The sequence below is a fragment of the Mangrovibacterium sp. genome (assembly GCF_059905295.1).
Genome location: NZ_JBZQJF010000063.1, coordinates 1 through 13,673 on the forward strand (window position 1 = coordinate 1; position 13,673 = coordinate 13,673).

The following is a 13,673-nucleotide window of genomic DNA, read 5'->3' on the forward strand; positions in this document are numbered from 1 at the left end:
AAGATAAAAATCAGCCTTGCGTTTTCTGTTTCGTCTTTGGGGCAAGCCAAAGATGAAAACCCGCCTGGTAAGGCTAGCGGAAATTTATTGGAGCAGAATCGATCCTCTTCAACGCATCTTGAAAAAGACTTTCAGAAAAAATGGGTGATCTAAATGGAATACCAGAAAAAGACATTGAGAAACTTTCCAAATATTTGGGAAGAGAGAAAGCCTTGGAGTATGTCAAAAAAGTGAAATACAATTATCAAGCTGTTTCGACAAAGTTGTTATTGCTCAACCTGAGAGAGTATGCAAAAAGAGAACCAGTTCTATTTTGGGTGTGTGTATCAATTTTCCTTCTGTTACTTGGATATCGCATTTTTAAGAGTTTGTATTATTGAAAATTTGAAAACAGATGGGCTCAGAAGTACCTTTAATACTATTAATATTGGCTTTGCCAATTTACTTCTTGTCGAAATGGCTTCTTCGTAAATTGAAATTGGGAAATGATAAAAATCGAAAATATTTAGCCATTTTTCCTGCTGTGATTTTGAGTCCGGTTTTGTATGCCGGAATCATAATAATATGGATATTTTCTGTTTCCTATTATCCGGCAAAAGATTTTGATAAGCAAAAATGGCAATCGAATATTGAGCAGCGATATGAAATGTCTGCAGATATCATTGTCAGCAAAATACTAATTGGTAAAACAAAAAATCAAGTCATTGAGCTTTTAGGAAATGATTATTCTACCGATAATGATCGAACTATAACATATGATTTGGGGCATGTTCCAAGCTTATTTAATATTGACCCGGATTTTCTGGAGATTGAATTTGAAAATGGAATCGTTATTAATGTGAACCAAATTGACGGGTAATAAAAAACGGACTGTTGAACAGAGCATAATGCATAGGGTAGAGTGGTTGTGTACCTTTGTTACAGACACAATCATTGGTGGGACATATGAAAAAGAAACAAAACAAAATTAAGGATAAGGATTTCGAACCAGAGCAAATTTCTTCCTTTGCAGAAACGTTTAATGCCGAATATAAAGAATTGGATGCTTAATAACGATGAAAGACAACAAGATGCTACCTAATTATATTTATTGCTTTAGTTACGACCACCCTGAAAGTGAGCTTTGCAAACTCGAATCGAGATGTATTTTCAATCAGGAGGAAAAGAATAAACTGCTTCTCTCCAATATTAAAGCTGAACCTTCGAATAGCGCTTTTATTAAAAAAAGATTGGAGGTGCGCCTATTTTCTGATGATTATTCCACACTCATCCAGGAAATTAAGCAAGCACGAATATGTGCCGAGGGCTTCAAAGTTGAATATTTAGTATTGGCGGGTGATTCAACAGCCTATGACAAGAGGCTTGAAAAGCTGAAAGATATTGGTTACGCCATTGAAGGCAACCCTGAATATTACAGCCCTGCAATAACCTATGCCTTGTGCTTTTACGAAGGCACCTGGTGCTTTGGTGAGTTGGTTAAGAATAATTACAACTGGTATAAGCACAAGCAAAAACCTTACTCATTCAGTAACTCCATCAACGTAAACATTGCCAAAGCCCTGGTGAATATTGCAGCCAAGGCAGATAAAGAAAAAAAGCTGCTGGATGCCTGTTGCGGCGTTGGTACGATCATGCTGGAAGCCTGTTTTGCCGGAAATAATATGGAGGGCTGCGATATTAACTGGAAGGTGTGCCGCCAGGCCCGCAAAAATCTGGCTCACTTCAACTATACAACAACCGTTTACCGTTCCGATATTAAGGACATGAGCAACCGGTATGATGCAGCCATTATTGATTTGCCCTATAATTTGTTTAGCTATGCTGATGAGGATACGACCTCGCACATTATTAATTCGACCGTAGAAATTGCTGAACGTCTTGTCATTGTATCGACTTTGGATATCAGCAATATAATTAGCCAGGCAGGCTTGACTGTGTCGGATTATTGCAGCGTAGGTAAACGCGGAAAGGCCAGCTTTGCCCGGAAAATATGGGTTTGCGAAAAAGAGTGTTCACCCGAATTGGGGTGAACCGGATGTTGAGAAATTAAGTATAAAGCATCATGAAGAAGATTCCTGCATTCGTTAATTTGGAAACTGAGCGATTACGCCTGTTGGAAGTCACCCTTGCGGATCTGGAAAACATCCATCGGCTGAATTCGATTCCGGAGGTTGATGAGTTTAATACCTTAGGAATTCCGGAAACGATCGAAGAGACCCGGAAATTTTTGCTTCGGCAGCTTGACGCTCAACGTCAGGTTCCCAGGGAAAGCTATCAATGGAAAGTATGCTTAAAAGATTCAAACGAATTTATTGGAGTTGCCGGATTCTCTTTATCGAATAATAAGTTTAAACTTGGTGAAATTTATTATAAATTAAACCCAGCTTATTGGGGAAACGGTTATGCTACTGAACTTGCCAAAGAATTGGTTTTGTTAGGGTTCAACAAGTTCGGGCTGCATAAAGTAGAAGCAGGTGTTGCAACTGAAAATGTTCGATCGATACGGGTGTTGAAAAAAATCGGCATGACCCGGGAAGGACTACGACGCAAAATATTACCAATTCGGGGAGCATGGATCGATAATTACCACTACGCTATTGTTGAAGATGATCCGAGAGATTATTGAATGCCGGAAGGCATATCCTTTTGAACGATGGTGATGAGGCATTTCCGGGCAGATAAGCGTGAATATTAAAATAACGAGATAATGCAAGAACTACTAACCAAAATATTCCAATTAATAGAGCCTACAGGAGTAATTCTCGCCTTAGTGCTGCTTCTAATCCTGAATTCGACAATTTTCAAAAAGCTAAAATCGTCTGCTTCAGACGGTAATATTCTGAAAGGGGCAATCTCAATACTAATTGTCTTTGTTGGTATTTTGGCATTCGTACTGGTTCTTCCCATTGACAAATCGCTAAAAGGTCAAATACTGGGTTTCCTGGGCATCGTTGTCAGTGCCGGTATTGCACTAAGCTCGACCACCGTTCTGGGCAACCTGATTGCCGGGATCATGAATAACTCGATGAATCGGTTTCGAAACGGCGATCTGATCAAGATTGGTGATTTTTATGGTCGGGTGATCAAGAAAAGCATTTTTCATACCGAGATTCAAATGGAGGACAGCAACATCATTACCGTTCCAAACCTATATGTGGCGAGCAATCCGGTTAAAATGGTTCGGAAAACCAATACGGTAATTTCGACCACTATTTCGCTGGGCTATGATGTGCCGCGCATCAAAATTGAAGAAGCATTGAAAGAAGCTGCGTTGGCCACCGGTTTAACCGATCCGTACGTTTATATCATCAGCTTGGGGGATTTTTCGGTTGTTTACCGCATTCATGGCTTTTTGTCCGACAGTAGTAAGTATTTCAGTACCAATTCGCTGCTGAAGGCAATGGTTATGGATAAACTACATGCCCGAAAAATCGAAATTGTTTCGCCGAGCTTTATGAATCAACGCCGTGTCGACGATCAGCAATTCATTCCGCATCATGTGGTCGAGAATGAGGAGACAGCCTCTACGTCCACACCCGAGAAATTGGTTTTCGACGAAGCCATCCAATCGGGGAAGATGGAAACAAAGAAAGATTACTTGAAGCAGATTGAACAAAAACAAACCGATTTACGCGAAAAACTGAAGGGCCTGACTGACGAAAAAGAGCAGGAACAACTAAAAGCCCAGATTGCCAAAAATGAAGAGATTAAAGCCCGGCTGGAGAAAAGTTTAAAGCAATAGGTTCTTTCATGGACGATTACGAGGCGTAGGGTCTTTATTTATCTCTGCCAGAATTGTTCACTTTTCTACGCAACCAATTCCGGTAATCGTCATCTGTTTAGAAAACAGATAAGTAATGAAATTAAAAATTTATTTGATTTTCATTTTAGCAGTTACAGCTCTGGTAAGTTCGTGCCATTCGGACGATGACTTAAATTACCAAAGTGAGTTTGACACAAGCCGACAAACCTTGTCGGAGTTCATGCAAATTTCAGGTGACTCGTATCAGTATGTTGTATCGGGTGGATCGGTTTTTACCAGCTACGGCTGGGAAACAACAATATCAGTGATAAATGGGGCTGTTGTTGAGCGGAGCTTTCGGTTTGTTGGAAACCAGGAAGAACTCCCGGAAGAAGCTGTGAATTGGACAGAGAACGGAGATGAAATCGGAAGTCATGCCAATAGTGGGGCAGACCCGCTAACACTGGACGAAATTTACTTGAAGGCAGAAACTGAATGGCTTATTAAGCGGGATGATGCACAAGTTTACTTTGAGGCAAATAATGACGGGATGATCTCCCTATGCGGTTATGTTGAAAATGCTTGTATGGACGATTGTTTCCGGGGAATTCATATTAAAAGTATCGAGGCGTTGTATTTTAGTGATTAGTTTCAACAGACTTAAAGCATAAATAGAAACGAGGGATGATTGTTTTGCAGCAATCATCCCTCGTTTTGTTCTGTTCGCGGGTTCCCGGAATATGGCTCTTATAAAATCAGCACGCCTTCAATTTGATCAACTTTTTCGGTAATATCAATGATCTCATCGGCTGTATTCATAACGGCAACACAGGTAATACCAACATATTTCAGGCTGGTTGTATGTTTAAACGAAAATTCGCCATGATCTGGTAACAGGGCTTTTACCTGGTCAACTTTTCCCTCCTGATTGGGAGTGATAAACTTGAACATGTATTTCAATGGCCAGCTTTCAACCTCCATTAAACGATATCGTAAGTTTTTGAATTTGTCAGATGTCATTTTTTCCTCTCTCTTTAATTTCTGTAACATTTTAATTTGTGCTTTGTTCTTGGGGCGCCTGATTGCAACGGGCGTTTTTTGAAAGTCCGAACTTTAAACTTGGAACGTGGAACTTGGAACTTTTACTGCATAGCTCCCTTCACTCTCAGAAAATGACGCAGGCCAGCGACATCGAGCTGTTTTGCAATAATCTTTTTATCCTTATCCAATAAGAAAAAGGAGGGCGTAGTGCGGATGCCGTAGAGGGCTTTCATATTCGAAATTTGTTTGGGATCCCACAGGTTTTGCCAGTCCTTCAATTCGTGTTCAGCAATAAAATCAGTCCATTCTTTTTTGTCGGTCATGGTATACACGGCATAAACCGATAGCTGCGAAGGGCGTGCCTTCAGAAATAGTTCGTCGTATAGCTTTGGAATTTCTTTTTTGCAATGACTGCAGCCCGGTTCCCAAAAAGCTAACAAGGTATAGGGCGTTGGACTTTCGTACAGGCTGTGAAATTCACCATCGGCATCTTCAAGCAGTAGCTCCGGCGCTTTGTTGCCCAACAGGTTGTTTTGGCGGAGGGCTACCTCGCGCCGAATGTTTTCCATCGTCCTCTCGTCGGCCCATTTGGCTTGCCCGCTCAGATAATAGCGTTTGGACAAGGCTACAAACACATTCTCCATACCCATCATTTTCGATTGAATACTGTTATTCACCAGAAATGAAGTCAGGTTTTGAAACAACTCAGGATTACTTCTGTATTTTTCAATTAGTGCGACCGCTTCAGGCAAAACACTGTCGGGTGTTTGCAGCAGTACTTTATTGAAGTAATCATTCAGTTTATCTTTCACGAAAGGGGTATGCCACAAGTCCATTTCTCCCAGGTCGAAATAGTCCCAGTAGTGTTGTTTGCGGTAATTGTATTCGTAAACCCATTTTAACGAGTCGTTGGCCTGGTATTTTGCCGGTATTTGTTCAGGATCGATCTCCACCTGGTGGTTCGCCAACAGAACTTTGCCAAAAAGCTCATCCTTATTTTTCAATCCTTCATTGAACTGGTATTTTCGTACATCCCGATCGAGCTGCTGCATTTCCGCTTTAATGGAAGCCAGTGAATCAGGCTTGTCTTTTAGCTTTTTTTGTTGCGCCGACAGTTCAGCAAAGTGGGCTTTTTGTTTGTCTAAGTAGTTGATGTATTGCTGAAACTGCTCTGTATCGTCAGCCCCGCTGATGGTTGGCTGTTCGGTGCCTGGAGTAAGCTTCATACTGAACTGTTGGTCGGGGCCGAGCAAAAAATCGTAATGGTTACTCTCGTTAAAATAAACCTGGTAAATGCCTTGATCCATCGCGCTGTCTTTGCTCAATGTTGCCAGACCTTGCTCATCGAGTTGAAGCGTATCCTTGACGTACAGCCCACCAAAATAATAACCGCCAACAATTAATTGACTGTCGCGAAGAGCCGGAAAGCTAAAGGTAATTTGAACAGGTTGTGCTCTTAAGAAAGTGGGAAAGAGGCACAGCAAAAGGAGACTATAAAAGCTTAATGATTTTTTGCGCATTAATTTCATTGGCGTAAAATGTTTCCAGTTTCATTCTCCGTTTATTGATTTCATCCCGGTCGAAGTCCTGTTCCATCAGCGAGCGGATCTGCTGAATCATGTCTTGCGGAGAATCTGCAATATGGCAAAGATTTTCCAAATCTGTTCCCTTGACCATCATTGAATTTGTGAGGCAATGACGTCCGCCAAATAGTGAATGCAGCAGTTTCAACTTCATTCCCGTGGGTTGAAAACTAGGAATCAAACAAATATGGGCTTTTGAGATCAGCTCTTTCATCTTTTCCGATGACGGATTAGCCACCATCGAGATGTGGGGAATGTCTTTAACCAGCTTGAGCAACCCCTCCGGTGGGTTTTTCCCGGCAATGATAAAGCTTTCGGTTAGCTGTGAAAATATTTTATGGACCAGGTATTTGACGACCCGTTGATTTTCCTTTAGCTCCAGGTTGCCGTGGAAAAGGATGCATTCGCCTTTCCCGGGTTGACTGGTAATTGACTGGAACGAGTGAAAAGCAGGAATAAAGTGTGTTTTTCCATAACCTTCGTTGAAATAATCGGCATCTGTCTGGGAAATAGCCACAATCTGATCAGCCCATTTAAGTTGCTTTTCGAACAACTTCAGCTTCAAACTTTCAAGCAGAAAATGCCAGCGTTGCTGTGTTAGCTTCGATGAACGGTAGAGATTAAAGTAGTACAGATGCTCAATATTGTGTGTTCTCACAATCTTCGGATAAGCACGCAACAGCGGATCATTCAAAAGATAGCAACTTTGCAGCCCTTCGAAAAGAATTGGAGCAGGCACGGCCAGCAAATTTTTGATAAGCTGCGGGTCGTTGCGTCTTTTAATAATTGATGGTAGAATGCCAAGGTTTTCGTTTATGCGCTTTTTGGCCGGATAAGGATAAACATGCTCGCAAAGCTGTTTCAATTCGGTGGCCACCGGCTGGTTGCCAAAATAATGCAAATGAATTTGAATATCATTCCGTTGCAAGGCCTCAAGCTTGTGGTATATGTCAATTGCAGCACCGAAATCAGGTGGATAAGGATTGCAAAAACTTATGATGTGTAGCCTTTTAGTCATTTCAGTAATCGACTAAAAGTATAAAAAAACCGCAAGCGGTATGCCTGCGGTTCTATGTTGTAAAATTGAATTTCTAATTATTTAATTTAATGCCACCGTACCTGCTTCTGATGACCACCTTTTGTGTTCCATTGGGTGAACCAATGCTCCCTTGAACTGTCAGGCTGGAGTTATCTTTTTGTCGATTTCCCTGAAATTCATCAGTCGGGTATTTTACATCGCAGTAGTCACATTCGGCATCAATCAGATAGGAAAGGCCTTCCATACCTAAAGACACGCCACCATAGGTATTTGTAATGTCAATAGAGCTGAAGTTTGGAGATACTTTTTCAATGCCTACTGAACCGTAAGCCGTTTCAATATCAAGTTCACCGGTCAGTTCTTCGAGTTTGTAGTTGGTGTATTTCGATTCTGCATCAATTTTTTGAACATGACCTAATTTGACATCGTCGTATTTCGATTCCAGATCCAGAGATTGCAGGTCATCCACATTGATGCCCGAATAGGCCGATTCGATACTTAAGTCGCCTGCTTGTCCCAGAAATATTTTGGAATACTTGATCTCACCAGACATTTTGTTGATCGATTCAATGTCGGCTTTTCCGTATGACAGTTCCAGCTGAACACCGTCACCCGGAGAGTTTAGAGTCCCTGCAGTAATGTTTCCGTAAGCAATGTCAAAGCTTCCGGGGGCGTCGAGCGCTTGCACAGCAACATTACCAAATTTGTTGCTAACGGTTAAGGCACGATCTTTTGGGATGTTGATTTTGTAGTCGATGGAGAAATTTTCTTTCGACTTAAAGTCATTGTCGATGACCGTTTTGGCATTCAAGATGCTGCCGCTCCGGTTAATATTGATGTCAATCAGGCTCATCAATTGCTTCGCACGTCCTTCGCTGTTGGTTTCCACAGTAATGGTTACATCAACAGTTACCGAGTCGCCTCCGAAATCATTGATCTCGATTGTCCCGAATTTATTGCTCACATTCAGAGCTGTAATCAGCGACTTGGCATAACCCTGATGCACTGTTTGGTTGTATTCAGCCGCTTGTAAGCTAAACGGTAAGAATGCCAGCAGGGCTAATAAGATTTTAAATTTCACTTTCATCATGATTATAAGCTTTTTGTTTTTTTATTTCTTCCAATTTGTCAATTATCAGGTTGATGATAGCCAACCTGGTTTGATACAACTCAAGCATGGCGTTGATCACCCGTTCATCTTCAGGGTTTGCAGCTAAATCCTTTTGCAGGCGAGCATATGTCTCTTGAAAATCAGCAATTTCTGCATTCATCATTTTCTGCTCGTCTTGAGAAATCATGCCGTCTGCAGTCAGTTTTTTCCAGTGTTCCATACCTTTATCAATCGCTGAGGTATAATAAAATTCGGCTTCAGCATATTCAGGCGAAACACTGCTCAATGTAAGTGCTGCAGGTTCCTTGGGGTGTTGCAGGTACATGCGAACCTGATTGCCAAGCAACAATGCAAAAGCTACAGCAGCTGCAATTTGTAAGTATATTCTTCTTCTGTTGCGAATTGGTTTTATCTTTTGCTCACCCAACCGGTTGGCAAATCGCTCAAAATGTCCCTCGGGAGCTTCCTCATCGAAGAATGCTTTATTCTCTCGCATGGTCTTTTCCAGCATATCGTCAAAGTCTTTCATGGCCTTCATTTTAGTCATTCCAAATCATTAATTGAAGGAAAATAGTTCGTCTTTGATCAACAGATCGCGTAGCTTACACTTTGCTCTAAGTAGTTGCGTCCGCGACGAAACATTGGTGATATTTAAGATCTGCGATATTTCGTCGTGATCATAGCCTTCGAGCAAATACAAACTTAGCACTACGCGGTAGCCTTCCGGTAGCTTCATCATTGCTTGCTTGAGCTTATTCAAGTCAATTTCTCGAATTTCCATTCTCGGGTCAGGTTCTTCTTCCATAACCCGCTCATTGATTTCCTCGAAAATAACTTTCCGCTTTTTTAAATAATCCAATGAACGATTGACTACAATTTTTTTGAGCCAGGCGCCAAAACTAACTTTTCCTTCGTAGCTGTCCAACTTATTGAATGCACTTAAAAACGATTCCTGCATCACATCTTCGGCATCGGCAGCATTGCCAACAATTCGAAAGCTGGTACTGTACATCGACCTGTAATAAACCTTATATAACTCGAACTGTGCTTCACGGTCACCCATTTTGCAGCGGTCGATGATGTTTTGATGAATGTTTTTATACAGTGTTTCCAAGGTTTAACAGCTTAATCTGTTTGAAAGACGACGGCTGATTCCTGAATGTTGCATCAGGTGTTATCCTTTTTTTCAAAATATTTGTTGCAAATAGAATGAAGCAGGTGAATATCGCCCTCACCCAATTGGTTTAAGCGTTCCAGGATACGTGGATAAATGGCTGATTCTTCCTTAAAGTCCAGTTCTAGCAATATCTGGCTTGTTTTATTTTTTAGTGCTCTAAATCCGTTTTCATTAATTGTTCTTGCCGGAACATCAGTTTCCGTTTCGTGTAGCGAGCTCAATTCGTATGCATAAAGCATGATGGCTTGTGCCAGGTTCAAACTGGGGTAGGTAGTTTGCAATGGAACAGTCGTCACCATGTCGCATCGTCGCAGTTCTTCATTTCGCAGCCCACTGTCTTCTCGACCAAAAATAATTCCCACATGTTGAATAGCTGTACCTTTAGCTTTGATCAGCGGTACTAAATCCCGGGTTGAGTAGTAGTCTTCCTTCACCAAGCGTTGTTTGGCTGATGTCCCGATTATGAAATCGAGATCCTGTATGGCCTCTTCAAATGTGTTGAAAAGAGTCGCGTCTTCCAGAATATCGTTTGAAGCATGAGCCAGCCAACGCGCCGGATCGCTTAAATGGTCGCAGGGATTGACCAGCCGCATATCTGAAAAACCCATGGTCTTCATGGCCCGGGCTGCAGCACCCACATTCTCGGGAACGGCAGGCTCAACTAAAATAAAGCTAATCTTCATTGAAATAATCTTATTGTGCAAATATAGCTGCAAAGGCGGAGTACCGAAACTTTATTTTTATTCCGCCTTCTGTAAATCACCGAATTGCTCGCTCCTTATTTATAATGTCTTTAAATAAATTCTGAAGTTTGAATTGTTAAGTATTTCTTTTCCTTCCGATACTAATAAGTTTTGGCTACATTTCCGTGAAATTCATTTTAACAATTTCGCCGTCATGGGACACGATCACGGACATCATCATCATCATTCACACAATAGCCTTGGATTAACCTTTTTGTTGAATATTGTTATTACAGTAGCTCAAATAATTGGAGGTATTATTAGTGGTAGTTTAGCCTTGATTTCAGATGCTATTCATAATTTGAGTGATGGGGTTGCTGTGTTGCTGGCCTATATTGCCGATCGATTGGGACGCCGCGAAAAAACAGCTAAGCATTCGTTTGGTTATAAACGGGCCGAAATTTTAGCCGCTTTTATTAATTCCTTAGTGTTGATTGCTATTTCGTTTTACCTGATGATTGAGGCTGTTGATCGTTTTGCAAATCCGCAGGTTGTCGATTTTAAATGGATGCTTGGATTAGGTATTCTTGGTTTCCTGGCCAATAGTTTTTCCGTATTCCTGTTACACGGCGATCATCAACATAACCTGAATGTTAAAGCGGCTTATTTACACTTGTTGGGCGATGCGCTAACCTCGCTGGCGGTAATTGTAGGAGCTGTATTTATTTGGGCGTGGGGGTGGACCTGGATTGATCCCCTTGTGACTCTTATTATTAGTATTTATTTGTTGGTCCATACCTTCAAATTATTAAAAGAATCGACTGAAATATTGATGCAGTTTGCCCCGGCTTCGATTGATCCGACGGAGGTAAAGCAAAAGCTGGAGACTGTCAGTGGTGTAAAGCAGGTTTATCATATTCATATTTGGCTTTTAACAGATCATACCATTCACTTTGAGGCACATGTAGAACTGGGTTCCGATCTACATCTTTCGGAAACCCATGAGATTGATGAAGCCATGGATGAGATTTTACATGACGAGTTTAATATCAACCATGTAACACTTCAGTTTGAATACAATTGTCCAAATGGGGGAACAGCGTGTTAGGACACAAGTCCCGCTTTTGATCAACAAAAAGTTCCATGATTTCGGGAAAACGCTCATAAAAATGAAATCTGAAACGCTTTTAGGATAACCTGTTGTCTTGGTTTTCTAAAGTTGTCAGGCTATCTTCATTACAAGCGGATAAATGGGGTAGTCGAAAGCCTCTTCACACCTTTGCATTCAATGACTTACAAAAAAAGGAGACTATCAAAGTCTCCTTGCAGTATTTTACTCTGTTAATTTACTTCACTAGCAACCAGACATTTTCGATTTCTTGAGTTTGCTGCATTTCTGCCAGCGCATTGTAAGCATCTGTCTTATTGTAAAATGATTTACAGGCTACCCGGTAGTATTCGTTATTGGCTCCCCACTGGCGCTGAACAACCTGAGCATCGTATCCCTTTTGCTTTAATCGATCTTCATAACTATTCGCATATTCCTGGTTTAGGAAGCTGCCGGCAATCAGAAAATATTTGTCTTCCGGAGTTTGTGCTACTGGTTCTGCAACAGGCTGAACTGTCGCTGTTTGAACAGTATCTTTGGTTTGCTGCTCTACTTTGGTCGGCTCAACTTGGTTTTTTTCCTTTGCTTTGTTTTTACAAGCAGAAAATGCGATAAGGCCTATTAGAACAGTAAATGCATATTTTTTCATGAGGTAATAATTACGTTAAGATCTTATTTCCATTCGACTGAACGGGATTAATTCGTTTTAATTAGCGTGAATTTTCTATCGCAGCTAAAGTAATAAATATTATAGCCTAATCCAATTGGTGAAAATGCTTAAATCAAAACGTTTTATCGTTTAACGAAAGAGGAGGTTTAACAAATTAGCCAGCCTGAATCCGGCTCTTTGTATTTGCTTGTAGACGATATCAATCGCATTTGTGTAATAGGCATATTCGTAGTTTTTGTCCCCTATGTTTTGATAAATTAGCTTGGTTTGTTCATGCGTCTCATCAACCCACTGAACAACCGATTGGTTAAGCATTTTATCTAAGTCCTCCTTGCCAGGGGTTCCTGCAAAACGTGCTAATTCGGTGTAACTAAGCCGGCTGAAATCAATAATGTCTTCATCCCAGACCTTGTGCAGGTTCGTTTCTTCGCCAAACCATTTTACTTTAACAAGGTTGCCGCCAAGATCTTCAGACAGCCCCAGGTGCATTGGCTGATGAATATCACCAACCAAATGAATGATAAATTTCAAGGCAATTACCTTATCCTCCTTGGATGAATCCGGGTTATCCAATTGATCGATCATGTCATTTAGTAAATTAACAACATCGTCGTCCGAAGGTGAGGACTGCTCGTAGGTCTCATCCAATTTCATATTGGCATAATGATGAGCTTCTGCCAAAGGATTGCTTTTATCAGAGCGAATGTCGTCAGCCCAGGTAGCATATAAGGGTAGGTAATTATCGCCTATTAAGGCAGCTATTTTTAATTTTGCCTCAGCCGTTAAATGTTGATAGGCAATTTCTGCAATTGCCCGGTGCCCGGTTTTTCCCCAAGCCCAACATTGGTTTGCGGAAGTGCTCATTAAAAGAATAATAACGAGGCGAATAAAGCTTCTTTGTTTGATTCTGATCATCTTATCTTTTTCTTGTTTTTCGACTTTAAACAGGAATAAACAGGATCCAATTCTTATTGTTCACTTTATCGTATCCTATTAAGTGTGGATTGTCAATCAAAAGTGAGCTCAAAATGGTCATTAATTCGTTACAATTAGTTTTTCGAAGAAATACCAGCACATCATTCCTGTATAAATTAGTTTGAGTATTGTTCCGGCCAGAAAGCCAAGCAATGAACCAATACCAGCTCGCAGGGCCTGTTTTGTTCGTTTTCCACCAATCAATTCGCCAATAAAGGCTCCTAAAAAAGGTCCTGTAATAATTCCCAATGGACCCCAAAATATCATTCCAACGATTAGGCCAATGAGGCTGCCCCAAACTCCGGCTTTAGATCCACCAAATTTTTTAGTTCCCCAAACCGGAATAATTTGGTCGAGAATAACTAACAGAACTGCGGAAATACCTGCCAGAATTAGAAACTTTAAACTAAACTGGTATTTCGATGTAAAATGGAGGAGCAGAATTCCTGCATAACTTATTGGAGTACCAGGGATCACCGGAAGGATTGCTCCAGCAATTCCAATAAGTATCAATGCGGCTCCCAGAATAATTAATACATAATCC

Annotated in this window: 16 protein-coding genes; 6 read left to right on the plus strand and 10 right to left on the minus strand. The window is 41.0% G+C overall.

The genetic code is table 11. The features are described 5' to 3' along the window. Positions 1-394 precede the first annotated feature (394 nt). The 5 genes from AC37HE_RS03525 to AC37HE_RS03545 all read left to right on the plus strand — a co-directional run bounded on the left by AC37HE_RS03525 (position 395) and on the right by AC37HE_RS03545 (position 4,391). Complete coding sequence (locus AC37HE_RS03525) at positions 395-859, plus strand: hypothetical protein (RefSeq protein WP_500781401.1); 465 nt, start codon at positions 395-397, stop codon at positions 857-859. Between the two features lie 211 nt (positions 860-1,070). Continuing rightward, positions 1,071-2,030, plus strand: coding sequence for a TRM11 family SAM-dependent methyltransferase (locus AC37HE_RS03530; RefSeq protein WP_500781402.1), 960 nt, complete (start codon positions 1,071-1,073; stop codon positions 2,028-2,030). Positions 2,031-2,062: 32 nt separating this feature from the next. Further along, a complete protein-coding gene (locus tag AC37HE_RS03535) occupies positions 2,063-2,626 on the plus strand; it encodes a GNAT family N-acetyltransferase (RefSeq protein ID WP_500781403.1) in 564 nt (187 codons plus the stop codon). Positions 2,627-2,707: 81 nt separating this feature from the next. Continuing rightward, positions 2,708-3,742 (plus strand): mechanosensitive ion channel family protein, encoded by a 1,035-nt coding sequence (locus tag AC37HE_RS03540; protein ID WP_500781404.1) that lies wholly within the window; start codon positions 2,708-2,710, stop codon positions 3,740-3,742. 115 nt (positions 3,743-3,857) lie between these two features. Then, complete coding sequence (locus tag AC37HE_RS03545; protein ID WP_500781405.1) at positions 3,858-4,391, plus strand: hypothetical protein; 534 nt, start codon at positions 3,858-3,860, stop codon at positions 4,389-4,391. Between the two features lie 98 nt (positions 4,392-4,489). On the opposite strand, the gene AC37HE_RS03550 is transcribed toward AC37HE_RS03545, so the two are convergent. The 7 genes from AC37HE_RS03550 to AC37HE_RS03580 all read right to left on the minus strand — a co-directional run bounded on the left by AC37HE_RS03550 (position 4,490) and on the right by AC37HE_RS03580 (position 10,376). After that, the gene (locus tag AC37HE_RS03550) at positions 4,490-4,762 is read right to left on the minus strand and encodes a DUF493 family protein (RefSeq protein ID WP_500781406.1); all 273 of its coding nucleotides are present in this window, start codon (positions 4,760-4,762) and stop codon (positions 4,490-4,492) included. Between the two features lie 122 nt (positions 4,763-4,884). Beyond that, complete coding sequence (locus AC37HE_RS03555; RefSeq protein WP_500781407.1) at positions 4,885-6,312, minus strand: redoxin domain-containing protein; 1,428 nt, start codon at positions 6,310-6,312, stop codon at positions 4,885-4,887. Next, positions 6,275-7,384, minus strand: coding sequence for a glycosyltransferase (locus AC37HE_RS03560; RefSeq protein WP_500781408.1), 1,110 nt, complete (start codon positions 7,382-7,384; stop codon positions 6,275-6,277). The genes AC37HE_RS03555 and AC37HE_RS03560 overlap by 38 nt, the downstream gene beginning before the upstream one ends. A 73-nt stretch (positions 7,385-7,457) precedes the next feature. Beyond that, on the minus strand, positions 7,458-8,495 hold the full coding sequence (locus tag AC37HE_RS03565; RefSeq protein ID WP_500781409.1) for a DUF4097 family beta strand repeat-containing protein: 1,038 nt from the start codon (positions 8,493-8,495) through the stop codon (positions 7,458-7,460). Then, positions 8,476-9,045 (minus strand): hypothetical protein, encoded by a 570-nt coding sequence (locus AC37HE_RS03570; protein ID WP_500781410.1) that lies wholly within the window; start codon positions 9,043-9,045, stop codon positions 8,476-8,478. Before AC37HE_RS03570 ends, AC37HE_RS03565 begins: the two co-directional genes overlap by 20 nt. 27 nt (positions 9,046-9,072) lie before the next feature. Next, on the minus strand, positions 9,073-9,630 hold the full coding sequence (locus AC37HE_RS03575; protein ID WP_500781411.1) for an RNA polymerase sigma factor: 558 nt from the start codon (positions 9,628-9,630) through the stop codon (positions 9,073-9,075). Between the two features lie 53 nt (positions 9,631-9,683). Beyond that, positions 9,684-10,376 (minus strand): tRNA/rRNA methyltransferase, encoded by a 693-nt coding sequence (locus tag AC37HE_RS03580; RefSeq protein ID WP_500781412.1) that lies wholly within the window; start codon positions 10,374-10,376, stop codon positions 9,684-9,686. A 214-nt stretch (positions 10,377-10,590) separates the two neighbouring features. On the opposite strand from AC37HE_RS03580, the gene AC37HE_RS03585 reads away from it, so the two are divergent. Continuing rightward, the gene (locus AC37HE_RS03585) at positions 10,591-11,484 is read left to right on the plus strand and encodes a cation diffusion facilitator family transporter (protein ID WP_500781413.1); all 894 of its coding nucleotides are present in this window, start codon (positions 10,591-10,593) and stop codon (positions 11,482-11,484) included. A gap of 238 nt (positions 11,485-11,722) precedes the next feature. Here AC37HE_RS03585 and AC37HE_RS03590 read toward each other — a convergent pair whose 3' ends face one another. From AC37HE_RS03590 to AC37HE_RS03600, 3 genes are all read right to left on the minus strand, one after another. Next, on the minus strand, positions 11,723-12,133 hold the full coding sequence (locus AC37HE_RS03590) for an SPOR domain-containing protein (RefSeq protein WP_500781414.1): 411 nt from the start codon (positions 12,131-12,133) through the stop codon (positions 11,723-11,725). A 150-nt stretch (positions 12,134-12,283) separates the two neighbouring features. Continuing rightward, positions 12,284-13,069: a S1/P1 nuclease gene (locus tag AC37HE_RS03595; protein ID WP_500781415.1), complete on the minus strand. Its 786-nt coding sequence runs from the start codon at positions 13,067-13,069 to the stop codon at positions 12,284-12,286. Between the two features lie 120 nt (positions 13,070-13,189). Beyond that, the coding region (locus AC37HE_RS03600) for a DUF456 domain-containing protein (RefSeq protein ID WP_500781416.1) at positions 13,190-13,673 on the minus strand (484 nt) is incomplete at its 5' end.